The sequence below is a fragment of the Synechococcus sp. B60.1 genome, assembly GCF_047462555.1.
Classification (GTDB): Bacteria; Cyanobacteriota; Cyanobacteriia; order Thermostichales; family Thermostichaceae; genus Thermostichus.
This window is the reverse complement of the sequence record NZ_JANSJN010000008.1, coordinates 13,496-37,752: the sequence shown is the minus strand read 5'-3', so window position 1 is coordinate 37,752 and position 24,257 is coordinate 13,496. Positions and strand designations below refer to the sequence as shown.

General features: G+C 60.8%; 22 protein-coding genes. 8 read left to right on the top strand and 14 right to left on the bottom strand.

Annotated features, from left to right (window positions below):
• Positions 1-2 precede the first annotated feature (2 nt).
• On the bottom strand, positions 3-779 hold the full coding sequence (locus NW863_RS01770) for an MBL fold metallo-hydrolase (RefSeq protein WP_414364045.1): 777 nt from the start codon (positions 777-779) through the stop codon (positions 3-5).
• A complete protein-coding gene (locus NW863_RS01765; protein ID WP_414364055.1) occupies positions 776-1,411 on the bottom strand; it encodes an anthranilate synthase component II in 636 nt (211 codons plus the stop codon). The genes NW863_RS01770 and NW863_RS01765 overlap by 4 nt, the downstream gene beginning before the upstream one ends.
• 179 nt (positions 1,412-1,590) lie before the next feature.
• On the opposite strand from NW863_RS01765, the gene NW863_RS01760 reads away from it, so the two are divergent.
• The 5 genes from NW863_RS01760 (at position 1,591) to rsmD (ending at position 8,162) form a co-directional block, all read left to right on the top strand.
• Complete coding sequence (locus NW863_RS01760; protein WP_414364043.1) at positions 1,591-4,002, top strand: DEAD/DEAH box helicase; 2,412 nt, start codon at positions 1,591-1,593, stop codon at positions 4,000-4,002.
• Between the two features lie 353 nt (positions 4,003-4,355).
• Positions 4,356-5,228: a polysaccharide deacetylase family protein gene (locus NW863_RS01755; protein WP_414364042.1), complete on the top strand. Its 873-nt coding sequence runs from the start codon at positions 4,356-4,358 to the stop codon at positions 5,226-5,228.
• 660 nt (positions 5,229-5,888) lie between these two features.
• Positions 5,889-6,653, top strand: a complete 765-nt coding sequence (locus NW863_RS01750) for a HEAT repeat domain-containing protein (RefSeq protein ID WP_414364041.1) — start codon at positions 5,889-5,891, stop codon at positions 6,651-6,653.
• Between the two features lie 60 nt (positions 6,654-6,713).
• Positions 6,714-7,601, top strand: coding sequence for a Sll0314/Alr1548 family TPR repeat-containing protein (locus NW863_RS01745; protein ID WP_414364040.1), 888 nt, complete (start codon positions 6,714-6,716; stop codon positions 7,599-7,601).
• Positions 7,602-7,610: 9 nt separating this feature from the next.
• Positions 7,611-8,162 carry a 16S rRNA (guanine(966)-N(2))-methyltransferase RsmD gene (gene rsmD, locus NW863_RS01740; protein WP_414364038.1) on the top strand — a complete coding sequence of 184 codons (552 nt, stop codon included), beginning with the start codon at positions 7,611-7,613 and terminating at the stop codon, positions 8,160-8,162.
• On the opposite strand, the gene NW863_RS01735 is transcribed toward rsmD, so the two are convergent.
• From NW863_RS01735 to rph, 6 genes are all read right to left on the bottom strand, one after another.
• A complete protein-coding gene (locus NW863_RS01735) occupies positions 8,159-8,776 on the bottom strand; it encodes a hypothetical protein (RefSeq protein WP_414364037.1) in 618 nt (205 codons plus the stop codon). The two genes, rsmD and NW863_RS01735, sit on opposite strands and share 4 nt — an antisense overlap.
• Before the next feature lie 132 nt (positions 8,777-8,908).
• Complete coding sequence (gene glgA, locus NW863_RS01730; RefSeq protein WP_414364053.1) at positions 8,909-10,312, bottom strand: glycogen synthase GlgA; 1,404 nt, start codon at positions 10,310-10,312, stop codon at positions 8,909-8,911.
• 500 nt (positions 10,313-10,812) lie between these two features.
• A complete protein-coding gene (locus NW863_RS01725; RefSeq protein ID WP_414364036.1) occupies positions 10,813-11,382 on the bottom strand; it encodes a shikimate kinase in 570 nt (189 codons plus the stop codon).
• Positions 11,383-11,407: 25 nt separating this feature from the next.
• Positions 11,408-12,043 carry a riboflavin synthase gene (locus NW863_RS01720; RefSeq protein ID WP_414364035.1) on the bottom strand — a complete coding sequence of 212 codons (636 nt, stop codon included), beginning with the start codon at positions 12,041-12,043 and terminating at the stop codon, positions 11,408-11,410.
• 25 nt (positions 12,044-12,068) lie between these two features.
• Positions 12,069-13,304 (bottom strand): response regulator, encoded by a 1,236-nt coding sequence (locus NW863_RS01715; protein ID WP_414364034.1) that lies wholly within the window; start codon positions 13,302-13,304, stop codon positions 12,069-12,071.
• 248 nt (positions 13,305-13,552) lie between these two features.
• A complete protein-coding gene (gene rph / locus NW863_RS01710) occupies positions 13,553-14,281 on the bottom strand; it encodes a ribonuclease PH (RefSeq protein ID WP_414364052.1) in 729 nt (242 codons plus the stop codon).
• A 282-nt stretch (positions 14,282-14,563) separates the two neighbouring features.
• On the opposite strand from rph, the gene NW863_RS01705 reads away from it, so the two are divergent.
• The gene (locus tag NW863_RS01705; protein ID WP_414364033.1) at positions 14,564-15,991 is read left to right on the top strand and encodes a folate/biopterin family MFS transporter; all 1,428 of its coding nucleotides are present in this window, start codon (positions 14,564-14,566) and stop codon (positions 15,989-15,991) included.
• A gap of 117 nt (positions 15,992-16,108) precedes the next feature.
• Here NW863_RS01705 and NW863_RS01700 read toward each other — a convergent pair whose 3' ends face one another.
• Together NW863_RS01700 and NW863_RS01695 are read right to left on the bottom strand one after the other, a co-directional pair.
• Positions 16,109-16,786, bottom strand: a complete 678-nt coding sequence (locus tag NW863_RS01700) for a Mo-dependent nitrogenase C-terminal domain-containing protein (RefSeq protein ID WP_414364032.1) — start codon at positions 16,784-16,786, stop codon at positions 16,109-16,111.
• Positions 16,787-16,903: 117 nt separating this feature from the next.
• A complete protein-coding gene (locus NW863_RS01695; protein WP_414364031.1) occupies positions 16,904-18,016 on the bottom strand; it encodes an RpoD/SigA family RNA polymerase sigma factor in 1,113 nt (370 codons plus the stop codon).
• Between the two features lie 363 nt (positions 18,017-18,379).
• Here NW863_RS01695 and NW863_RS01690 point away from each other — a divergent pair, with 363 nt between their 5' ends.
• Entirely contained in the window at positions 18,380-18,640 is a 261-nt protein-coding gene (locus tag NW863_RS01690) for a helix-turn-helix domain-containing protein (protein WP_041438621.1), read from the top strand.
• 329 nt (positions 18,641-18,969) lie between these two features.
• The gene (locus NW863_RS01685; protein ID WP_414364030.1) at positions 18,970-19,329 is read left to right on the top strand and encodes a hypothetical protein; all 360 of its coding nucleotides are present in this window, start codon (positions 18,970-18,972) and stop codon (positions 19,327-19,329) included.
• Between the two features lie 41 nt (positions 19,330-19,370).
• On the opposite strand, the gene NW863_RS01680 is transcribed toward NW863_RS01685, so the two are convergent.
• From NW863_RS01680 to NW863_RS01665, 4 genes are all read right to left on the bottom strand, one after another.
• On the bottom strand, positions 19,371-20,048 hold the full coding sequence (locus tag NW863_RS01680) for a diacylglycerol/polyprenol kinase family protein (protein ID WP_414364029.1): 678 nt from the start codon (positions 20,046-20,048) through the stop codon (positions 19,371-19,373).
• Positions 20,049-20,057: 9 nt separating this feature from the next.
• Positions 20,058-20,375 carry a c-type cytochrome gene (locus tag NW863_RS01675; RefSeq protein WP_414364028.1) on the bottom strand — a complete coding sequence of 106 codons (318 nt, stop codon included), beginning with the start codon at positions 20,373-20,375 and terminating at the stop codon, positions 20,058-20,060.
• Positions 20,376-20,654: 279 nt separating this feature from the next.
• The gene (locus NW863_RS01670; protein WP_414364051.1) at positions 20,655-22,490 is read right to left on the bottom strand and encodes a glycoside hydrolase family 3 N-terminal domain-containing protein; all 1,836 of its coding nucleotides are present in this window, start codon (positions 22,488-22,490) and stop codon (positions 20,655-20,657) included.
• 89 nt (positions 22,491-22,579) lie between these two features.
• The gene (locus tag NW863_RS01665) at positions 22,580-23,989 is read right to left on the bottom strand and encodes a RecQ family ATP-dependent DNA helicase (RefSeq protein WP_414364027.1); all 1,410 of its coding nucleotides are present in this window, start codon (positions 23,987-23,989) and stop codon (positions 22,580-22,582) included.
• Positions 23,990-24,257: the final 268 nt, after the last annotated feature.

The window sequence follows — 24,257 nt, the reverse complement described above, 5'->3', positions numbered from 1 at the left end:
CCCTACTCCTCAAAGAACAGGATGGCGATCCCTTGGCTGGGCAGGGCCTGGGCCGAAAGCAGCAAGGGATTACTGAGGGCAGGTTGCACAGCAGCAGCGGGAAAGAGGCGCAAAAACGCTGCTAAAGGTTGCAGCTCGCATTGGGACGCCTCGGCGGCGGCGGTGCGATACATAGTCGGGATGACCAACTTGGGCTGCAGCGCTTCGATGGCCGCTTTGGCCGCCTCGGGATCGTAGTTTTTCGGCCCACCCCCCACCGGCACCAGCAAGAGGTCAGGGCGAGCCAGCAGGATGGACTGTTCCCGGCCAATGGGCTGCAGGGCCCCTCCCAAATGAACAATGTCGATCCCGGCCATGCGCCAGCGCCAGCCCACGTTGAGGCCAAAGCGAGGGCCCCGCGGCATGCGCACCCCCTGCACGCGGATCCCATCGATGACGTAGTCCCCGGGCTGAAACAGCACTTTAGGGTTGCCGGGCACCACGTCCAGGGCCCCTTCGTCCAGGAGGCGGCTGCTGAGCAGCACCAGGTCGGCAGCAACCCTGGGCGCAGGATAGCCAGCCGTGCAGCCCCCTGGCCGAAAGGGGTTGACCAGAAAGCGCTTCCCCTCCCCCTCGAACAAAACGCAACTGTGGTGCAGCCAGGTCAGTTGCAAGCTCTGGGAGGTGAACTCCAGGGATCCTCCTGGGGAAGGGGCCGTTTGAGCACCTACTCGCTGACCCCCTACGGCAAGGGATCCCAGCAGGCTAGCGCTGGCTTGCAAAAGCTGGCGACGCTTCATGGGGTGGGGATCCCTGACGCAACCACGGCAGCCGCTGGCTGAGGCGCTCCTAAGGCATGGAGTTGCGCCAAGCGCAGGAAGTTGCTCAACAGGCGCTTGCCCTCAGCGGTCAAGATGCTCTCCGGGTGGAACTGCACGCCCTGCACGTGGAGATAGCGGCGGTGGCGCACCCCCATGATAGTGCCATCGCAGGTTTGGGCCGTCACCTCTAGCTCGTCAGGACAGGTGGAAGCCTCGATGACCAAACTGTGGTAGCGGGTGGCCGCAAACGGCTGGCTCAGCCCCTCAAACACCCCCACCCCCTGGTGGTAGATGAGCGAGGTTTTACCGTGCATCAGCTCAGGGGCGGGCACGATGCGCCCCCCGTAGACCTGGCCAATGCACTGGTGCCCCAGGCAGACGCCCAAGATTGGCAGCTCGGAGCCCAGCTCCCGAATCAGCTCCAGCGAGATGCCGGCATCCTCAGGCCGCCCTGGCCCCGGCGAGATGACCACCGCCTCCGGCTGCATCTGGCGCAGCTCGGCCACTGAGATCTCGTCATTGCGAAAAACCCGTACCTGGGCCCCCAGCTCCCCCAGGTATTGCACCAGGTTATAGGTAAAGCTGTCGTAGTTGTCGATTACAACCAGCACGATGGCACCCGGCGATGGCACCTCATTTTAGCATTGCCGAGGCTTGGCTCTTCCCCAGCGGCAAGACTCGCAACCCAGAGCCAACACCCGGATCAAGCTTGTATCCTGGAGGATATAGCACACAAGCGGCAGCGAGGTGGCTCGCTTTTAGGTTGTTTTCCCATGATTTTTCGGATCCCATGAACCCGCTCCTCTCCCCGGCAACCGATTTGCTGGACGAGTTGCGGCAGCTTTTCCCCTTCGAGCTGGACGAGTTTCAGATCCGGGCCATTCAGGTTCTGGCGGCAGGGGAATCGGTGGTGGTCTGTGCTCCCACCGGATCTGGCAAGACCCTGATCGGAGAATATGCCATCTATCGGGCTTTGTCCCAGGGCAAGCGGGTTTTTTATACAACCCCGCTGAAGGCTCTTTCCAACCAAAAGTTTCGCGATTTCGGCCAGCAATTCGGCCCAGAGCAGGTTGGCCTCCTCACTGGCGACATCTCCCTTAACCGGGAGGCGCCGATCTTGGTGATGACCACTGAGATCTTCCGCAACATGCTCTACGGCACGCCGCTCTCTCTCGCCGTCCAGCAGGGGGCTTACGGCAGCGAGATGGATGCGTGGGAAGCGGCGGAGGCCCTGAGCCGGGATCCCTTGCGGGATGTGCAGGCGGTGATCCTGGACGAATGCCACTACATGAACGACCAGCAGCGGGGCACTGTCTGGGAAGAAGCCATCATCTACTGCCCTGCCCACATCCAGCTGGTTGCCCTCTCGGCCACCCTGGCCAACAGCGACCAGCTCACCGACTGGATGAACCAGGTGCATGGTCCCACCCGACTGATCGACTCCAGCCATCGCCCGGTGCCACTGCAATTTCACTTTGCCAATCGCAAAGGACTGTTCCCCCTGCTGGAGCAAACCGAGTCAGGCCAGTGGGTGTGCAATCGCCGCCTGAAAAGCAAACTCCCCAAGTCCGGCCAGTCCTCCTACGGGGGGGTACCGGATATGGTGCAGGTGGTAGAAAACTTGCGCCAGCGGGACATGTTGCCGGCCATCTATTTCATCTTCAGCCGCAAAGGCTGCGACCTGGCGGTGGCCGGTGTGGGGAACTTGGATTTGATCGCCAGCGAGGCAGAACGGCAGCAGTTGGCCGAGCAGATCGACCGCTTTTGCCGGGAAACGCCGGAAGCCGTGCGTCGGGATCAACTGGATGCCCTCTACCGGGGTATTGCCGCCCACCATGCCGGCATGTTGCCCGCCTGGAAGGGCCTGGTGGAGCATCTGTTTCAGCAGGGGCTGGTGAAGCTGGTTTTTGCCACCGAGACGCTGGCCGCCGGGATCAACATGCCCGCCCGCACGACGGTGATTTCCTCCCTCTCCAAGCGCACCGACAACGGCCATCGTCTCTTGACTGCCTCTGAGTTTATGCAAATGTCGGGCCGGGCCGGACGACGGGGCAAAGATGTGATCGGGCATGTGGTGACGTTGCAATCCCCCTTTGAAGGGGCGCAGGAGGCGGCGCGGCTGGCTACGGCGGGGGCAGATCCCTTGGTGAGCCAGTTTACCCCCACCTATGGCATGGTGCTGAATTTGCTGCAAAAGCACTCTTTGGAGGCGGCGCGGGATCTCATTAACCGTAGCTTTGGCCAGTATTTGCTCTCACTGCAAAAGTTACCCGAACAACAGGAGCTCCAGCGCACGCGCGCCGAGCTGGAAGCGATCGATCGCCTCTTGGGAGATATTTCTGCTGAAGATATTGCCCGCTATGAAAAAATGCAGGCGCAACGGCGGGAAGAACGACGCATCTTGCGCTACCTGCTCAATCAGCGAGAAGCCGAGCCGGATCCCACCCTGCGCCTGTTGGCTTTTCCCCACATCCAAGCCCAAGAGGAAAAGATCCGCGCCCTGGAAGCCCGCATCCGCGAAAACCCTGCCCACAAAGTTGGGAAAAAGCTACTGGGTTTACAGGAAAAGCGCCAGCGCCTGCTCAAGCGTCTGCAGCACCTGGAGCGGCAAAGCGACTCGGTACAAGAGTTGCGCTGGCAGCAGTTTATGGCCCTGGTGGGTGTGTTGCAGGAGTTCGACTGTCTGCAGGGGTACCAACCTACCGCCAGTGGAGAGGTGGTGGCCGCTCTGCGGGGAGATAACGAGCTCTGGTTGGCGCTGGCCCTGCTCTCTGGCGAATGTCTAGGCTGCGCTCCCCATCACTTGGCTGGGGTGATCGCTGCCCTGGTGGCCGAGCCTCCCCGTTCAGGAACCTACAGCCGGCTGCGGACTTCCGGGCTAGTCGAGGATGTGCTGCAGGGCTTGCGAGGCCTGCGGCGGCAACTCTTCCGCAGCCAGCGGCAACACCAAGTGTTTCATGTGCCGATTGGGTTCGAGCCCGGTCTGGCCGGGATCGTGGAACACTGGGCCCAAGGGATCCCCTGGGAAAAGCTAGAGGCCAGCACCAACCTGGATGCTGGAGATATCGTGCGCCTCATCCGCCGCACGCTGGATTTGCTCTCCCAGATTCCCTACCTACCCCATCTGCCGGTGGAGTTGCGGGAAAACGCTCGCGAAGCCCAAAAAATGCTGGATCGCTTCCCGGTCAGCGAGCTTATCTGAGCGTAGACTGAAGGAATCTGCCAGGATTCGGTTGCCCCTGGGGATCTTCTCTTTGAGGAACTGGGAGTGGACAGACAGGTTTTGTCCGTCCAGCCAACTGCCTAGGGCCCACAGTCCGCCGGCGCAAACGCGATGCCGCTAACGGCGGGAAATGCCGCTGGGCCGAAAAGTGTTTCGTTGCCAGTAAAGATCGCTTAATTATCCCACTCGCGCAGCGCTCGCCCTGGAGAAAGTTACCCTTGTGGAGATTTCTCTAGCCGGTTGCGGGCTCTGGAAGCAGGAACAAGCAGCAAGGCTGGACGGTGCTCAGCTATGTTCAGCATTCGGTGCTTGTAGGCCCTTCGGAGTGGGTTATGCTGCCGCCTGCCTACTCAGCCTTGCCCAAGCGAAACCCGCTGAGCCTGCCGAATCAGGCGCGGGTGGCTGTCTATGTGGTGGTCAACATCGAGCACTTCACCTTTGGCAAGTTGGGTACTGCCATCCAGCCCCATCTCACCACCTCGCCCGAGATCGCCAACTATGGCTGGCGGGATTACGGCAATCGGGTGGGGATTTGGCGCCTGTTTGAGTTGTTCGCAGAGCTGGGGATCCCAGGAACTGCTGCCTTGAACGCCGAAATGGTGGAGCTATATCCCCCCATCCTTGAGGGGATCCGCCACCACTCCTGGTCGGTGATGGCTCATGGCTGGAACAACTCCACTGGCCACAGCGGCCTGACCCGCCAGGCAGAAGAGGAGCTGATTGAACGCAGCTTGTCCCTTTTGGAGAAGACAGTGGGATTTCGTCCCTGGGGCTGGCTAACGCCGGGGTTTTCCGTTAGCGAGAATACTTTTGACTTGCTCAGAGCTGCCGGGATCCGCTACACCGCCGACTGGGTGAACGATGATCAGCCCTACTGGCTACAAACTGCCGCTGGCCCTCTCCTGGCGATCCCCTACACCTTGGAAGCCAACGACATCACTCTCTGTCTCAGTGCCCGCCTAGCAGCAGAAGCTTTTGCCCAAGCCCTCATCGCTCAGTTCGATCAACTCTGGCAAGAGGGAGAACGCTTCCCTCGCATTATGGCCATTGGCCTGCACCCTTTCATCGTCGGGCAACCGCTGCCGGTGGGATCCCTGAAAAAAGCGTTCCAGCACATCCGATCCCGTCCCCAAACTTGGCTCACCACGGCAGAGGGTCTCTACGAATGGTATGCCCAAGCCTGCCCTGCCCCCGAGATGACCTGACCCCCCTCCGACTCCCCCTGTCGTTGCCACCGCACGCCCGTGGGGGGAGGCCATAACTCCAGCCCCTGGGCCTAAGCCCAGATACTTGCACTGGATGTTGATGTCGGCTCATAACACAGCAGAGTAGCTTGGTAGCCCTCCGTCCCGCGAGCGCGATTAGTGCGGGGCGGAAAAGCCTTAGAGCGGCTTTAGCTGCTGTTCAATGCCATAACTGCTGCTAAGCAAGCACCTACCCCGGTGAAAGGCCCGGACAGTGCTGTAAGTCAACAAGTCAGCGGAACCTTGAGACTGGGTTCCAGGGAGCCGTCTAGGAGCGTCTTGACAGCGCCTTTGCGAGTCCGTCTGTGGACTGCGTAAGAATCCCCCGACTTTAGTCGGTGGGAGTGTCGATGTTGCTGTTGCACTACTCCAGGCTATGCAGCGCCAGGATTAGGCGACTTATCCCCAGGACTAAAGACCGGGGCCTGCACCGCCTGACCCGCTGGTCAAGACCGGCTGGTGGGGGGCCGAGGCTTTTGTTATCCTGTCGCTTAAGTTCTCCCCTCGGCAGGGGAAAAGCGGCAAGCTAAGTCTGATCCCGGATGCAAGCGCGAGTCCGTAGATTTGCTGGGTCAGAGGGATTTGGCTCCATTGGCAGGCTCGAAGAGAGGATGGAACCTGATGTTTACTTGGCTCTGGACGAAACACTTTTCTCGCCTAAACCAGAGGCTGCAAAACTTGGAGGTGGCCCGCGAGGAAAACCTTCTGTCTCCTGATCTGAGCGCCCAAACTCTGCAGGTGGCCCCTGACTTTTGGGAGCGGCAGCACCAAGCTTTCGTCTACGTGGATAAGCAGATGCGAAAGCTCAGCCGTCGCAGCAAGATTTGGGGCGGGATGGCGCTGCTGGCTGTTTTGGCCGATGCTGCTTTGGTGGTTGCCGGCCTGGCGATGCTCCAGTCTTGGCAACAGATGCAGGCCGACCAAAACCTCACTCGCATTGTCCAACAGGCTGCGGCTGCTGACCCTGTGCAGCAAGCCTTTGACGACCTGGTGGCCCAATTGCCGCATATGAATGAGGCAGAGCGGTATCATGCCCTAGAGGCGTTGCAGGCCCTTTCGGCCATCGCCATGGCAAGCCGAGGCTACTACGGCTACTCTCCTGGCATCTCTGTGTACAGCTCTGTTCCTACAACTGCGACAACCCCTCTTGAGGCCCAACTGCAAACCATCTATCAGTTGGGTCAAATGCGTGCAGTTGAGGCGGTGCCGGCTTTGCTGACCAAGCTTTCTGACGGCGAACCGGCGGTGCGGGAGGCGGCAGCCCGCGCCCTCGGCCAAATCGGGGATCCGCGCGCCCTGGATCCCTTGCACGATCTCCTGGCTCACGAGACCAATGAGTTGGTTCAGGACGCAGCCATTGCTGCGATTGCGCAAATGCTGCGCTGAAGAGCAGGTCAAGTGCGCGCCGATTCGCTAAAAGTTCGTAGTGGGTGTTGAGGCCAGGGGATGAGAAGCGACAAGTTCGGCAGGTGGGCCAAGCTCGTGGGGATCCTGTGCTGGGTATGGGGATCCGCCTTGCCGGTTTGGGCGCAGGATCCGTTTCGCAGCGGGGCCAATGCCCGCCCCATCAGCCCTGAGGTGGCCGCGGCATTTGAGGAGTTTTTCTGCGCAGGTCGCTACACCCAGAGCCGAGAGAAGCTGGAAATAGCCAAGAAAGCTTCCCCCGACGAGCCAATGGTCTATGCCTTGCTGGCGGCGCTGGCCTACCAAGAGGGGGATCTGGATGCTTTTGCCCAGTTGGCCACCCAAACCCGCCAGGTGGCTGCCGAGCTGAAAAAGACGGATCCTCTGCGCGGCAACCTGTATGAGGGCGTGGGCTATGGGCTGGAGGCGGCCAACATCGTGGTGCGGGAGGGGGTGGTGATCGGGCTGCCCAAGGCATTGCCCACCCTCAACCAATTGTTTGCGTCCATCCGGGCTGCCCAGGCCGTGGACAGCAGCGACCCTGAGTTGAATCTTCTCAACGGCTATATGGATTTGCTGCTGACCTACCGGGAGAAGGCTTTGAATCAGTTTCGCCTGGCAGCGCCTGAGTATTTGTCCTACCGCGGCCAAGCCCTGGCCTATCGGGATATGCAACGCTTTGACGAGGCGCTGGAGGCGGTGGATCGGGCTATTGCTGCTTCCTGTAACAACCCTGAGCTTTACTACCTCAAGGCGCAAATTTTGGTTGCCAAGGGTCAAGACCGGGAGGCTGTCCCCCTTTTCGATCAAGCTCTGCAGGCTTCTGCCCAGTTGCCTGAAGCTTTGGTGTCGCAAATCCAGATGGAACGGGATCGCGCCGCCCAGCGCAGCGGGTTGACCGGCCAGTTGCCTGCCACACCTACCCCTTGATAGATGCCTATGGGCTTGCGCATCAGCGGCAAACGAGCGCTGCAGACCCCTGCCGGCCTGGGTACTCGACCCACCCCTGGCCGGGTGAGGCAAGCCCTGTTCAACATCTTGCGAGGGCAGGTGGAAGGCTGTCGCTGGCTGGATCTCTGCTGTGGGGCCGGTACGGTGGGGGCAGAGGCCCTGTGCCAGGGGGCGGCTTTTGTGGCCGGGATCGAAATTGCTGCTTCTGCCTGTCGCCTTATCCAGGCCAACTGGACCAAGGTGGCCCAGCCGGGGCAAGCTTTTCAGGTGATCCAGGGAGATGCCCGCAAGCTGCTCAGCCGAGGACTGGGTTTGGATCCCTTTGATTACGTCTACTTTGCTCCCCCCTACGCGGCGGGTCTGTATGACCCCCTACTGCCGCTGATCCCGCCCCTCCTCAAGCCAGGCGGAACTTTGATCGTCGAGCATCGCAGCGGCCAGAAGCTACCCGACCAGGTGGGATCCCTGCTGCGCTTTGACCAGCGGGCCTATGGGCAAACGGCGCTGGCTTTCTATCGCAAGCTGGAAGAGCAGCGCTAGGGGAAGGGAGTGCTGACAAAGCCAATCTCCAGAAGCTGCTGGTAGGCCTGGGTGCCCAGCTCCCGGGTTGGAGTCTGGCTCTTGATGACCTGGATCAGCCAGCCCACGGCCTCCTCAGGACGTCCGGCAGCCCGATAGACCACGGCCAAATCGTAGGCAGCCTGATCCCGAGCTTGGGCAGCAACGCGGGCCAGCTCCCGCTGCTCTTCGGAGATGCGGTTTTGGATCCCGGCAAAAGCGCGGGAGAGATCCTGGTGGTAGTTGGAGCGCTGGTTGTAGGCGTCGAACACCTGTTGCAGAAGCTGGATAGCCTGGTCGTAGTTTTGCGCCTGGATGGCAGCATCGGCCTCGGCGGCCAGTTGTTCAGCTCGCAACACACTAAGGGCGTTGCTGGGTTGTTCGAGAGCGCGAAACTGCTGCGGGTTGGGAATGAGCTGCTGTCCGGCGGGTAGCTCTTGAGCTGTAGCCCAGAGAGTCGAGCCGACGCCCAGGACAAGGCCAAGCAACACCGCCACAACCAGCCGCGCCCAAGAACGGCGTAGAAAGTTGAACCCTTGGACAGTGGCGTCTTGGCCCCGACCTTGGCCAACAACAGCAGGACGTCGTCCGAACATTGGCAGGCAATCCTTAAAACCTCGTTAACCCGTTCTACTTTATCTCACTCTGGGTACCTCCGCCGCAGCTCAGGGATCCCCTCAGCCAGGGGTTACCGAGGAGGTGGCTGCGCAGCCTTGGCGGGAGTGGAACTAACTGGGCAGGGATGGGGCGGGTTGAGTCTGAGAGGAGGTCTTTTCCGGCAACAGCGGCAAGTTCATAATCAGCTCGTACATGTGCAGGTATTCCAGCGCCGAGCGATGCCAACTGAAATCGGTGGCCATGCCCCGCTTTTGCAGCGCCTGCCAGGTGTCTTTGTGCTGGAAAGCCTCCCAAGCCCGCGCCAAGCAGGTGTAGAAGTCCAGGGCTTCGTAGCGGTCAAAGCAGTAGCCCGTACCGATCCCCTTGCTGGGAATGTGATGGCTGACCGTATCCACCAGCCCTCCTGTGCGGCGGGCAATGGGCACACACCCGTAGCGCATGGCGATCATCTGGCTGATGCCACAGGGTTCAAAGCGGCTGGGCATCAAAAAGGCGTCTGCTCCTCCGTAGATCAACTGGGCCAGTTGCGGCTGGTAACCCTGTTGATAGGCTATTCTGCCCGGGTGCCGCTCGGCCATCTCCCGGAGCCGCCCCTCGTAGTAGGCTTCGCCGCTGCCCAGCAAGACAAATTGTGAATCGCTATAGGCCAAAAAGCGATCCAAGGTTTGGATGAGCAGATCGATCCCTTTCTGTTCCACCAAACGGGCCACCATGCCCATCAGGAACACGTCGGGGTTGACGGTCAAGCCCAGGCGGGCCTGTAACGCGGCTTTGTTCACCGCCCGACCGCTTAGGTCGTCGATACTGAAATTAGCCTCAAGAGCGGGATCGGTGCGGGGATCGAACTTCTCGGTGTCGATCCCATTCAGGATCCCGCGCAGGCGCTCTCCCTTCCAGGCCAGCAGATCCTGTAGGCCCTCTCCATGGAGGCTGGTGCGGATCTCCATGGCGTAGGTGGGCGAAACCGTATTCACCTGGTCGGCATAGAGGATCCCGGCAGCCATGGTGTTGTGGGCGGAAAAATACCAGGGCAGCCAGGTCATGCGTTCCAGTTGCCAACGCCAGGGCCCTTGATAGGCCAGGTTGTGGATGGTAAAGACGGTGCCGATGTCAGGAGCCTGGTGCATCCAGGCCGGGATCATGCCGGTGTGCCAGTCGTGGCAGTGGATGATGTTGGGCCTCCAGGGGTAGTAGGTCCAGGCAAACTCGGCCACGGCATTGGCGAAGAAGGTAAAGCGCCAGAACTCGTCCTCGCCGTAGTAGATGCGATGGGGGGCAAAACAGTAGTGGCTGACCAGGTAAAGGGGCACATCGGTGCCGGGCAAAACGCTTTCGTAAATATCGGCCACCTGGCCCATGACCTGTTTGGACCAGATGGGATCCTTGGAGCGGGGATATTGCTCCGGTTCCGGGCCGAACTTGTCCCAGAGAAACCCGTACAGGGGCATGATGATGCGCACATCCTGACCCAGCTTGCGCAAAACGACGGGCAGGGATCCCACCACATCCGCCATGCCCCCCACCTTTGCCAGGGGTGCTGCTTCCGCCGCTGCAAACAAAATCCTGGCTTGCACCACAATGCCCTCCCTATCGCGATGACCTTTGTTTTGCTGAGGCGGACGGCTCCCGGCCCAGTTCCCTCGGCCAAAACCCTCCCCATCCTAAAACACAAGGGATCCCTATGCCGGCCAAGCTGGGGCAGAGCCCTATCGTAGACCTTGTTGGACTGCTGGCAGAGGTACTCCAGTAGGGCTACTAGCTTTCTGTCCTGAATCAGAACCTGCTGACAGCCGTAGTCTATGGTTGCTGAGTGGTGAGCCAAAGCTATAGTAACGACCCGCATCATTGGTGAGCAGCTAAAGCTGCTCGAAGGCTTTTCTACCCGGCACTACTTGCGCTAGCAGGACGGAGGGCTACTAAGCTACTCTGCCGTGTTGAATTTGATTTTCGTAAGATAGAAGAACAGAGGCGCTTAGAAATACTGTGGGCGCCGCTGCATTGCACTTTATGGGCTTCATGGGTTGCAAGGCGGCTGGGCTCGCAAGCGGGCGCAAATGGCCTGCCAAACCTGTTCGGCTAACTGGGACGGGCTGGTTTCTGACCGGATGGGCACCCGCACATCGGCCTGGGCGTAGAAAGGTTCTCGCTCCTGCATTAGCCTTTGCAAAGCGGCCTGGGGATCGCGGGTTTGCAACAGGGGCCGTTGGCCGGGATCCCGGCTCAGCCGTTGCCAAATGAGCTCAGGGGCCGCATCCAGCCAAACGGTGAGGCCGTGGTGCAAATAGCTCCAATTCTTGGGCCTCAACACGATGCCGCCCCCCGTGGCAACTACCAGGCGGGTGTAGCTGCTCAACTGGGCCAACACCTGGGTTTCCAGCTCCCGGAAGTGGGTCTCCCCCTGCTCGGCAAAGATCTGGGTGATGGAACAACCTGCCACCTGCTCCACCAGCACGTCAGTGTCAAAAAATGGGCAGCGCAGTTGGGCTGCCAGCTCAGCTCCCAGTGTGGACTTGCCGCTGGCCATCATCCCAACTAAGTAGACATTGGCGCCGCGAAGGCGCTTGACTTCTTCTGGGCGGATCATGAGGTGGGAGAGAGGCTAGCAGGATCTAAACATAGCCATGCTCGGCTAGAAACTCCAGGGAGACGTTGCTCTCCGGCGGAGCCAGCCCCAATAATTTTTCCACATACTTGCCCAGTATGTCCGCCTCCACGTTCACCGGATCCCCCACCTGCAGCAAGGAGAGGTTGGTCTCGCGGTAGGTCTGCGGGATTACCGCCACTTTGAACCAGCAGCCTCCCTGCCGCACCTCGGCGATAGTCAGGCTCACCCCGTTCACTGCCACGCTGCCTTTGGGCACGATGTAGCGACCGATCTCCGCCGGCACCTTGAAGCTCAGCTCCCAGGCGTTGCCAGTGGCAGCTTGATCCCACAGTTGTCCCACCCCATCGATATGGCCGCTGACGAAATGCCCCCCTAACTTGTCCCCCACCCGTAGGGACGGCTCGAGGTTAACGGTGCGCGGGCCGGATCCCTGGCCCCAAACCGAGCGGCGCAGCGTTTCCGGCGAGACATCGGCCAAAAAGCCATCGGGCAGGATCTCCACTACCGTCAGGCAGAGGCCATCCACCGCCACACTATCGCCATAGGCCAACTGCGGCTGTAGCTCTGGGCAGGTAACCCGTACCTGTGAAGAGGAGATCAACTGAGCTGTACCCAAACTGCGCACCAGACCTGTAAACATGGCTTTGGCCTCCTTGGCTCTCCTTCTAGGCCTTGGCCTGATCCCCAAAGGGGAAAAGGTATCCCAGCCCTGGGCTGGGCGGATTGGTTTTGGCTCCTCGGGGAGAGCGGGGGGAGGGGTGATCTTGCTGCTGGGCCAAGAGTCGCTCCACCTCGGCATTGAGCTGGCTTTCGCTAAAAGGCTTGGTCAGGTAGCCGGTTGCTCCCGACCACTTGCCGCGGATGCGATCCAGCAAACTATCCCGCGAGGTAACCATCAGGATAGGAAGGGACTTGAACTCTTCCAGGCTGCGCACAACGCGGCAGAGTTCTATGCCGTCGATCCCGGGCATGGCGATGTCCATTAGTAGCAGGTGAGGCCGGTGCTGAAACAAGAGGGGGAGCACCTCGGCAGGGTTGCCCGTTGTAATCACGTGATATTTGGAGAGGGACTGCCGCAGGATTTCTTGCATCACGACACTGTCGTCCACCGCCAAGAGGGTTGTGGAAGCGTGGCGCTTGGCCTGCAACAGTTCTGGGGGCGTTTGCAGGCTCACCAGACCTTTTTTGGCCCAGGCAGCGAAGAGGCTGGCCACCTCCAGCCGATCCCGACACAGCTTCTTGGCAATGGCCTCCAGTGACTGGCCATCCTTGGTGAGGGCGTGCAGCTTTTGCCGCTGTTCGTCGGTGAGGCGATAGCGGTTGACCCGATCCCAGTTGACCACTGGCACCGCCAGCAGCGTGGGGATCACCGCCTTCAACTCCGCCCAGCGGTCGTGGCGGCGAGCCGCTTCTTGCAGCAGCGGTTCCAACTCAAACCCGCCAATGGGGGCTTCTTGGGCAACCCGTCCCTCCACTTCAAAGGAACAGGTGCCTGCCCGCTCAAAGAGATAGCGATCGAAATCGGTGAGCAGGTTAAGCCAGAGAGCGTCTTCCAGCTCACCTGGCTTGATCAGGCCCAACTGGGCGATGGCCTCTAGCAGTTCCGGCAGGGAGTTGTCTTTTATCAGCCGCTCCTGTAGCACTCGGATAGCCCGCTGTGACCATTCCAAGTTGAGGCGGGGAATAAAGCGGGATAGGCGCTTTAGCAGGATCTGGGGGTTGAGGGGTTGATCGGCGGAAAAGAGCAGCCTGCCGTAGTAGTAGGTCAGCACCCAAGGCTCCGTGCCCTCGGCGGGATCTCCCCCTTTGAGGTGGAGGTGCAGATAGCCGGTGGTAAACCGTCGCGCTTGCTGCCTGAGCAGGGGCGCCAGTTCCGCCGATGCAAACACAAAATGGGACATGTGCTGTCCTCCGGGCCCACCTCTCGAGGCCAAATGAGTATGAATTCACCTCGGCCACACACCCAAGCTTGCAGAGGAAGCCGTGATTCAGGGCTGCTTCATCTCATTATGGTTTCTTCACCAAAGAGAAACACAAGCAGAATAAGCAGAACTCTGGGAACCCTTTTCTTCTCTCGAGGCCAGCAGCCACCCGACCGGAACCGCTTCAAGGCTCAGGCTGGGCTCCCGGCTGCAACAAGGCCCGTCGGCTACGAGTTTAGAGTCTCTCGCTGGGCCTGGAGCAATTCCTGGATGCCGGCCTGGGCCATATCCAACATCTGCAACAGTTGCGAGCGGTCGAAGCAGCCGGCTTCGGCGGTGCCCTGAATCTCGATCAAGGCTCCCTGCTCGTTCATGACAATGGTCATGTCCACTTCTGCTTGGCTGTCCTCCTCGTAGCACAAATCCACCAGCACCTCGCCTCGCACGATCCCCACCGAAAGGGCCGCCACCTGCTGCCGCAAGGGGGATCCCTGCGCCGGATCCAGCAGCCCCTGTTTGTAAAGCCAAGTGATGGCGTCGTGCAGGGCCACATAGCCACCGGTGATCGCGGCGGTGCGCGTGCTGCCATCGGCTTGCAGGACGTCTGCATCGACGGTGATGGTGCGGGATCCCAGCCTGTGGAAATCCAAGGCGGCGCGCAGGCTACGCCCGATAAGCCGTTGGATCTCGGCGGTGCGGCCTGAGACTTTTAGCGTCTCTCGCGGCTGGCGCTGTTGGGTGGCGGTGGGCAGCATGCGGTACTCCGCCGTCAGCCAGCCTTGGCCGGTGTTCTGCAAAAAGGGGGGAACCTCTTCGGCCACACTGGCGGTGCAGAGGACATGGGTATCGCCAAACTTCACCAGCACTGAGCCCGGAGCGTAGCGGGTGAAGTGACGCTGAAAGGAAATCGGGCGCAATTGGGCAGCCGTGCGACCATCGGGGCGTTGCCAGCTCATGAGCAGTTCAAAATAAGGATCCCTCGCATTGTCAGTCATGTCTACCAGAGGCAGCTCACGGCTTGGAATCTCTACAGAAGTGCCGCCGGCGCCTTGACAGGCGGGGGTTTGGAGGATCGCAGCCGTGGGCCGGTTGGGCAGGTTCCAGTTGAGCAGGTTACAGTGTAAAGAAGTTCTTAACTCTCACCTCCTGCTGTTGCTATTGTTGCGGCAAGACGATGCTGCAAGAGCAGTCCTGCGGGACAACGGCAGAGACAGGAAGCGACAAGGACAAGATTGCCCATGCTCCACCCCCTGCTGCAACAGCTGCGCCGATCCACTCTGGAGCCCCTGCAGGACATCCACTGGACGCCGGAACTGTTCGGGATCCTGCTGGTGTACTTTGTGCAAGGGGCGGTGGGGCTGGCGCGGCTGGCTACCAGTTTTTACTTGAAGGATAGCCTGGGCCTCGGCCCAGCGCAGGTGGCGGCGTTGATGGGCTTTGCTGTGATCCCCTGGACCCTCAAGCCGCTCTATGGGCTCCTGTCGGATATGCTGCCGCTGGCAGGCTACCGCCGCCGTTCCTACCTCTTGCTCTCTGGGCTGCTGGGATGTGGGGCTTGGCTGGGGATGGCCCTGTGGGCGCCAACGGCTGAGTGGGCGATGCTGTGGATGGTTTTGGGATCCCTGGCGGTGGCGGTGGGGGATGTGATCGTGGATTCGCTGGTGGTGGAGCGGGTTCACGGCAGCGACTGGGCGGGGACAGGCACGCTGCAGTCTTTGTCTTGGGGGGCGACGGCTTTCGGATCCCTGCTCACTGCCTATACCGGGGGGGCGCTCCTGGCCCACTACCCGCCGCAGGTGGTGTTCGGGCTGACGGCCTTGTTGCCGCTGCTGATTGCCCTGGCGGCTTGGGTAATTGTGGATCAGCCGGTGGCCTGCTCCTTTGGCTGGGATCCCTTGCGGCAGCAGGTGGGACAGGTGTGGCGGGCGCTGCGGCAACCCAGCATTCTCTTGCCGGTGTTGTTTGTCTTTCTCTGGCAGGCAACCCCCAGCGCCGATGTAGCCCTATTTTACTTTGTAACCACCGATCTCGGCTTTGGGCCGGAGTTTTTGGGACAGGTGCGGTTGGTTACCAGCATCGCCAGCTTGGTGGGGGTGGCAATCTTTCAGGTGTATCTGCGGCGGATCCCGCTGCGGCCTCTATTTGGGTGGATGACGGTTCTTTCGGCCGGGCTGGGCCTAACCAGCCTCATCTTGGTCTATCACCTCAATCGGGCTTGGGGCATCGACGATCACTGGTTTAGTCTGGGGGATAGCTTGGTGCTGACGGTGGCAGGGCAGATTGCCTTTATGCCCGTGCTGGTCTTGGCTGCCCGCCTCTGCCCGCCAGGGATCGAAGCTACCCTCTTCGCCTTGCTGATGTCGGCTTTTAACCTGGCGGGGTTTCTCTCTCAAGAGTTGGGATCCCTGCTCATGCACGCGCTGGGGGTAACCGAGAGCGATTTCAGCCATCTGGGGCTGCTGCTGCTGCTAACTAACCTTTCCACCCTCTTGCCGCTGCCGCTTTTGGGCTGGCTGCCGGAGGGGGGCACAACCCTTGCGGGAGCAGATCTGGAGGCGGAGGCCCACGCTTCTCTCGAAGCCTTTTTACGGGAGGTGCGCGCGGAAGAGGACGAGGCAGGGATGGAGGCAATCCCTTTGGGAGAGACGGACATAACCTATTCCTGAGGGGCTGGCTGCCAATCAGACGCATTCCTAAAAGCACCCCTCACCCCCAGCCCTTCTCCTAGAGGGAGAGGGGAGCTAGGGATGGAGGCAGCCTTCGGCATGCTTAAGTGCGAGCCATCAGGTGTACTGGCTGATGTCTTCCCCGGCCTCTGCCAGGAAGGAGAGGGCGCGGCAGCGCAAGGCCACCACCTGGTCGTAGAGGGGGTTGAGCTTGCACAGGGGGGGGATGTGTATCACCTTGCGGCCAAACAGCACCACCTCCCGCTCAAAGGGGCACTGGCCGGGGATCATACGGCACAAGAAGCGGGCTACCTTCGCGTCGCGGACTTGGATGCCGTCCAGCCACTTGCGCAAGGGAGCCAAAAGGTCGGTATAGCCGCTCTCGGCCTGAGCCTCTGCCGGCAATGGCGAGGTGGCGCCCTTATTGACCAGCGTGGCCCGGAGCAGGTGGAGCTGGGGAAGCTCCAGTCCAAAGGCAGCGACCAACTGGTGCAACAGGCGGTCTTCTGGCTCGGAATATACCCCGTCGGCAACGGCTGTCATCACCGCCGTGCGCAGGAAATCTTGCCGCAACTCCGGCTGTAGCTGGGCCGCCAGCTCCTCAGGAGAGAGGGGAGCGAGATCTTTCCCCTGGTCTTCTGGCCAGTCGGAGCGGATGAGATCTTCGATAAGTCGCTGCTCTTCGGGGCTATATTCTCCATCGGCCCAAGCAATGCTGAGCAGCCCTCGTAACCAAAGCTGCGCCTGTTGCGGCGAGCACTCCCTGGCAGAAGCAGGCGTGGCACCGATAGACATAGGGATCCCCCGATCTGGCTTACCACCATTTTAGGGGGCTGCAAGGCGGATCCCGAGGGCTGAAAACCCGCCTCGCGCGGGGATCCCCGACCAAACCCTGGGAGGCTGCGGCAAAAGCTAGCGAATGTACTGGGCCAAAGCCCGCGAAGGATGGCCTAGACGCAGCTTGCGCAGAGCATCCCGCTCAATCTGGCGAATCCGCTCCCGCGTCAAGTTAAAGTGATCCCCCACTTCTCGCAGGGTTCTCGCCTTTTGCCCATCCAGCCCATAGCGCAGTTCCAACACCTTCCTCTCAATTGGCTTTAGGGCTTGCATGGCAGAACGCACATCTTGCCGCAGGGATTGCACCAGGATCCCTTCGAAGGGTTGCTCCTGCCGCTCATCTGGCAGCAAATCGCCAAGGCGGCTTTCCCCCTCCTGGCCGACTGGCACATCCAGCGACAGGGGCAAAGCAGCAGCCTGCTGGATCATGCGCAACTTTTTAACCTTGATACCCAGCGCCTCGGCCAGCTCAGCTTCTGTGGGCCGTCGCCCTCGGGCTTTCATCAGCTCGCGGTTGGTGCGCTTGAGCAGACGCACTTTGTCCACCATATGCACCGGCAGGCGAATCGTCCGGGCTTGGTTGGCAATGCAGCGGGTAATGCCCTGGCGAATCCACCAGTGGGCATAGGTGCTGAAGCGAAAACCTCGCTCGGCATTGAATTTCTCAGTGGCCCGAATGAGACCCATGTTGCCCTCTTGGATCAAGTCCAAAAAGGGCACCCCTCGGTTGAGGTACTTCTTGGCCACACTGACCACCAGGCGCAGGTTGGCGTTGATCAGCTTACGCTGAGCCTGCTCCCCCTGGCGGATGCGGGAGCGCAGGGTAGCCACAGGGATCTGCAGGGCTGCCGCCAGTTCCTCATCGCTGGGATCCTGCCCCCGCTGTTGCCGCCATTCCCTGCGGGCCTGATCGATGAGCAGCTTCTGCTGAATTTTGCGCGACAGCTCGATCTCCTCCGCGTGATCGATGCGGGGCACCCGACCAATTGTATTCAAGTAGTGATCGACGGCGTCTTCATTCAGCCGCAACCCGCTGGCGCTCGGCTCTAGGTCGGCCTCTGTAGCTGGATCCTGAGAGGCAGACTCAGCATCAAGCCACAGATCGTCGAGCTCCTGACGGGATGAGGCAATGTCTTCTTCAGGATGAGGACGAGAGAAAACCACGGCCCAGTGAGGAGAAAACGTCACCTCCTAGTCTAGAAAAGTTTCTCCCCCTGCCGAGAGCGAAAATCGATCATGGCCCTCTTTTTTGCCCGGAAATTTTTCCGGCTGGGTGCGGGAGTGGTAGGGATCCCATCTGCCAAGTTCTCGCCAGCAGAGCATCCTGCGCGAAAACATCCATAAGCGATTTTCGATCTAGACCTTGTGTAAGATATCCAGGGGACAGCTAGCTTGCCTGCTGCCGAGCAGGATCCCACAGGTTCTATAACAGGTTCTATAAAGTAGTAAAGAAGGGAAGGGGTAGCCTTGCCAGCATAGGCTACCATGGGCCGCCGGGGGAGCCATCGGGTTCCTCAGCCTGGACAAGAATATTCACAATCTCTTGCTCCTATGGAGTCTAACCTCAACCAGCACCCTCCATCGGCCAACTTGATCGGAGAGCGGGTGCGCTGGGTAAGGGAGAAGCTGCAACTGACCCAAGATCAACTGGCGGGTCGTCTGGCCAAATACGGTGTGCAGTTGGACTACGTCAAGATCGGCCAGGTGGAAAAGGGCAAACGGCGCGTCATCGACAAAGAGCTGGTGGCTTTTGCCAAGGCGCTGGGGGTCTCGGTTACCTGGCTGCTGAGCGGCGACGAATCTCACCTGTAGCGCCTCCGGGGAAGCACCATGTACCGTTATTCAAGATCCCTGTCGTTATGCGTGAAAGCACGCAAGCCTTTTTGCGCTTTGCCCCTGTCTTCGTCCAAGTATCCATGTAAATACTGAAGCATAGCTATAAGTCCGCCTGTCCAGGCCAAGCCCTGTCTCTGCCTCAGCTCTCCTGTGACCCAGGAGAAGTCCAGTCCTCGCCCTGGAGAAGGTGCAGGTTCTCCCAAAAGGGATCCAGATCACGGGCGGCTTCACAGCTTCATCTAAACTTGATATTGTTAATTTGGTGTAAGACAACCTCCTTCTCTCTGCTTGTGGGAGGTTAAGGGATGCTCTCTTTCTTTTTCGACCGTTTCAACGGCGCCAGCAGTCGGCAAAGCGGAGCCCATCGGGTTCTCCCTAGCAAAGCCACCAGCGCGCAGCGGATCCCGAATCGCATGTCTGCTCCCCACGAGGTGCTCAAGCGGGAAAAGCAAGTGCAGCGGGAGCGGGAGTTCGCCGAGATGGAGCAAAACATCAGCCGCATCCACTACTTTTACCGGAAGGCAGACATGCCCCTGGAGATGCGGCAGCTCCTCACCTACCGCAAGCTGATGGCGCTGGACTACTTTACTCCCCAGGCAGCGAAAGAGCTGATCAGGCAGTGGCAGCAACAAGAAGAGCGAGAACAAGAACGCCGCAAGGTCTAGAGGCCGTTTCCGCGCCAGACCCGTCGCAGGGGTAGCAATTGCTACAGGTATAGTTCGTCCAGAAGCTGCAGCAGGACAAAGCAGAGCCCGGCGCTGCCCAAAGGCACGGTCAGGTTATCCAGCCCCCACCAAGAGAAGACCTCTAGGCCCATGGCTATGCCTCCCGCCAAAAGGCTGATGGCGAGCAAGGAGGGAGAAAAGCCGAAGTACCCCAGCAGTAGCGCCGCAATCACCAAGCTGCTCACTGCCCACATGGTCAGGGATCCCTCCCAACTTTTTTGAATGGATCCCAGTTGATAGGGGTGCTTGCCCCAAGTTTTGCCCACCAAGCCCGCTAGCGCGTCGGCCCAGGTCATCACCAAAATGCCGATCACCGCAAATACCTGTCGCTGCGGCAGCCAAAACCAATACAGCAACAGGCCAATGCTGACAGCATAGAAAAAAGTGCCGAAGCTACGCCGCCCGACCCCATTCAAGCTAGGCAAAATAGCCACCCGGTAGGAGAGCAGCGCCAAGCCAGCAAACACCAAGGAAAATCCCACCCCGAGCCAGCGGGGCACCTGCAAAGCCCAGGCCAGCAGAATGATGTTGCCCACACCGATATGGATGACTTTGCGCACCCATTCCCCATCCACCTGTCGGGAGCGCAGCCATTCCGCCAAGGCAAATACAGAGGCCAGCCAGAGAGTGTAGTAAGCAAGCTGCTGGGTCAGACCCATGAGCTGGCCTCAGAGGGTTTTCAAGTAGCTGAGCAAATCTGCCATCTCCTGGGGATCCGGCTGAAACTGGGGCATGGGCGGAGTTTTGCCACTGGTTACCTGATGAATGATAAACCGGTCAGAGCGGCGGCTGCTAACTCCCCGCAGGCTGGGGCCCACTCGGCCATCGGCTTCTTCTCCATGACAGGCAGCACAGTTGAGGGCAAACAACGAAGCACCATGGCTGGGCTGACCCTCTAGGCTGAGGACGGCTTCAGTGTAAGGATCCAGCCCAGCTCCTGCAGCCAGCCAAATCCAGGTGAGGATTGTCAGACCCACAACAGCCAAGCCCAATCCAAGCTTTGTCGCCCAGCGCCCTGCCAGCAGCGCTTGCAAAGCGTGGAGGAACGGTTGTGGACGCTGCGGGGAGGGAGAGCGAAGCGAGGTTCGCTCAAGCCCACACTCACCGTCACCAGAGGGGCGAGAACTGTCCGATCCAGCGATGTCTGAGAGGAAGGAAGGCACAGACAACCCTGAGAGAAACCGTTTCAATAGTTTACATTTCCATCAATACGATAGCTCAGGGGCCTCTTTCTGCCAACAATCTGTAACGGTATTTACTTTTTCTTAATTATTTGCTGAAGCTGTCTGAGGTTTAGGTTTCTCTGGGATGAGCCGGTGGGGAAACAGGCGCTGCATGGCTTCTGCCTGGGCCCAGGGATCGGTGTTGAGGCTGTGGATGACGTTGGCCCCTTGCAAGTAACTGCGGAGGCGATAGCCAACCTGCAGGTTTCCATAAATAACAACGGCTGCTACCTGCTCCCGCCGCCGCCCTAGCCAATCCACCACATAGTTGGGCAGAGGATCGCGAACAAAGGCTTGGAAAATCCACTGGCCGCTGCTGTTGTTTAGAGCTGCCTCCAGCAAGCCCAAGGGGGTAAGGGAATGGCTAAGCAGAGGAGGAAGACCCAAGCTGGCGGGAATGCTCAGGGCAGGAGATTCGGCTAAAAGCACTGCTTCAGGACCCAGGGAGAGATCCTGCCAGATCCAGTTCCAACTGCCGGGCGGCAAGGGCAAAGGCAGGGGTTGGCCGCCTGTCACTCCACCGCGGGCCATGGCCGCCTGACAGGGGGCAATGTCGCTCTCGGCTAGAAGGGATCCCAACTGGGCGACTCTGGGCAGATGCGGACGTGTGCCGAACAGCTTGGCCAAAGGCGAGTCCTTGGCCAGGGGATCCCCCAGCAGCAGGGGCTTTAGTTGCTCGTCGGAAAAGCCGCGGTTGAGGGCCGGGTCAGTGGGATCCTTAGCCCCCATCCAGCCGGGTACCAGGCTGAAATCTGTTTCCGCCAGGGCCGGCCACACTTGCTTGAGCAGGGCGGAGGTGGAGGGAAAAAGCCGCTGTTTGGCCCGCAGCACCCGCGTCACCGATTGGGCAATGGCCTGGGCGTCTAGGGATCCCTGCTGCACGGCTTCCACAATGGTCGCCACAGCCGCCACCGGCTCAGGAGGGGCCAAAAGGAGGTCAGCCCCGGCCTGGAGGGCCCGCACTGCTAGTGGGCAGGGAGAGGACTCCGTCTCACTGACGCGAACAGCCAGCTCGGCCAAGAAGCCCTGATCGAGGCCCTCGACCACAATCAGCCCACTGAACCCCCATTCTTGGCGCAGCAGTTGCGTTAGCCGCCCCGGCAAAAAAGAGATTGGCCAGCGCTCATCCCACTCTGGCAGCACCACTGGCGCAACCGAGATGGCCCCCACCTGCTCCACCAAGCCGCGGAAGGGCAGCCAAGGCCCCTCCTGCAGCTCACTCAGGGCCAGCCTCAGGCGAGGACACCAGGGGACATCGGTTGACTTTGGCTGCAGCGCTGCGCCTGCTGGTAGAGACTCCACCCAATCCCGGCCGGGGAAGGATCTGGCAGTGGTCAGGATCCCGCCGGGGACGGCTTGCTCACATCCGCGCACAAAGGCCCGCGCCAGTTGCAACGCCAGGTGCGGCTCCTCCGCCAGCGCCAGCTCTGCTGGGCCTTGCCCCAGGGGCTCAGCCACCGGGCCAAGCAGCCAGTTAATGCCGATGGCCGCCGCCTCCCGCGCCGTGATCCTTCCCCACTGTTCTGCCCAGCGCTCGGCTTCGGATCCCAGGCGGCTTAGGCCCAGGGGGTGGGGGAAAGAAGTAGCCCCCGCCAGCGCCAGGCCGCGACTGGCCTCGGCTGCCACCAAAAGGGGCAGGGCAGCCCAAGACTGCGCCTCCTCGATCAGCAGCAGGGCCTCTGCCACATGGCCCTCAGTAATCCAGAGGCCCCCGATCCCCACCTCTTGGATCAGTCGCTTGAGGACCTCTCGGGGAGGAGACTGGGATCCCAGGCGGGCCGAAACCGGCACCACCAGCAGTTGGGCCACCTGCCGTGCTAAGGACAAGGGCTGCTCAAGGGCAGCGACCGGGGATCCCGAACCACTCATGGACACCATCAGCAAGGGGAAAGCGAGGGGATCCTATCCTTTGCGAAAACGCCGGGCAAGCGCAAAGATCCTAACCCCTCTGCCGGCTGCCGAAACCCTCAACGCCTTTGGGAAGCCCGGCAGCGGTCGCAGGTGCCGCAGGGCAGGCCGGACTGGTTCTCAGGGTAGCCAAAATGTTGCAAAATTGCCTGCCAGCGACAGCCGCGGCTGTGGATGAAGTCCTCCATCCCCCGCCAGGGATCCTCCCGCCGTGGCGGTTGCCAGCGGCGGTGCAGCACCTGGAAGTGAAAGGGATCTGGCCAGTGCAGACAGCCCATTTCCTGTAACAGGCCCAGGGCCACCCGCGTCTCCCCTGGGGGCAAGTCGGCATAGGATCCCTGGGAGGGCAGAGTTTGGAGCAAACGCCGTGCTTGGGCCAGCAGGCGCTCCTGCTGGGAATAGAAATAGGCTTGGCGCTGGCGATCGGTGGGATCCAGCAGGCCCGTCGGCTCCGAGACAAGCATGAGGGCCCGGCAAGGGCCACCATCCCGCCCGCCCCGCCCCACCTCCTGCAGATAGTCCATCAAGTTAGGGGGCGGGTGAAAGTGCAGCACCCAACGCACGTCCGGCTTGTTGATGCCCATGCCAAAGGCGTTGGTACAGACCAAAAAGCGCAGCTTGCCCTCTAGCCAAGCCCGTTCCAGCTGGCGGCGGGATCCCGCTTCCAGCCCGCCGTGGTAGGTGGCGGTTTTCTGGTTTTGTCGGCCCAGCCACTCGGCCAGCTCCTCCCCATCCCGCCGGGTGCGCACATACACCAGGCCCGAGCCGGGGTTTTCGGCCAGGAAGCGCAGCAGGCGGCGACGGCGATCCGCTGGGCTCCAGGCCACCTCCACATGGAGGGAGATATTGGCCCGCAGGGGATCGGCGCGGATGCACTCCGGCTGCTGTAGCCCTAGGATGTGGCGCAGGCGGTTGAGGGTATCGGGATCGGCGGTGGCAGTAAAGGCAGCGATGGGAAAGGCAGGCTGGCCCAAGGCAGGACGCACCAACCCCAGGCGGCGGTAGTCGGGCCGGAAGGATCCTCCCCAGTGCACCAAGGTGTGCGCCTCGTCCACCATGAGGCCGTTGATAGGCACCTGTTGCAGCCGCTCCCAGACCGGCGGGCTAAAGAGGGTTTCCGGCCCTAGATAGAGTAGACGCAGCCGATTCTCCGCCAACGCCCGCAACACTCGCTTGCGCAGAGCCGGTTCTAGCTCGCTGTGCAGACAGGCTGCCGGCAGACGGCGCCTCCAGAGATCCTGAACTTGGTCCTCCATCAGGGCAATCAGGGGTGAGACCACCAAGGTCAGGCCTGTCTGCAGCAAAGCCGGCAGTTGAAAACACAAGGACTTGCCAAAGCCCGTCGGCAGCACCACGAGGGCATCCCGCTTCTCCAGCAAGGCGCGGATTACCCGATCCTGGGGCGGCCGCAGCGCCTCGTAGCCCCAGTACCGCTTGAGGGCAGAGTAAACCTGCTGCCAATCCTGCAAACGGCAATCCCCTTTGCCGCGATCTCTCTACCTACAGCAATCTACAGCGACTTCCTCGAGGGAAGTTCCAGGCCACTTCAGATCCTCCCAAAGGAAGAGGGGGCAGGGGTGAGGGAAACCCCCTGCCAGATCCACTCCCTAGGCTGGACGGCTGGGATCGGGGCTAGCGGGGAAGCGATGATGCCTGCTCAGGCTGGCAAGGTGGGGTTGCAGTAGCCATAGGGCAGCAGGCTTGTGCGATGCTAGAGGTGGGGTGTTCCTGCTGCTT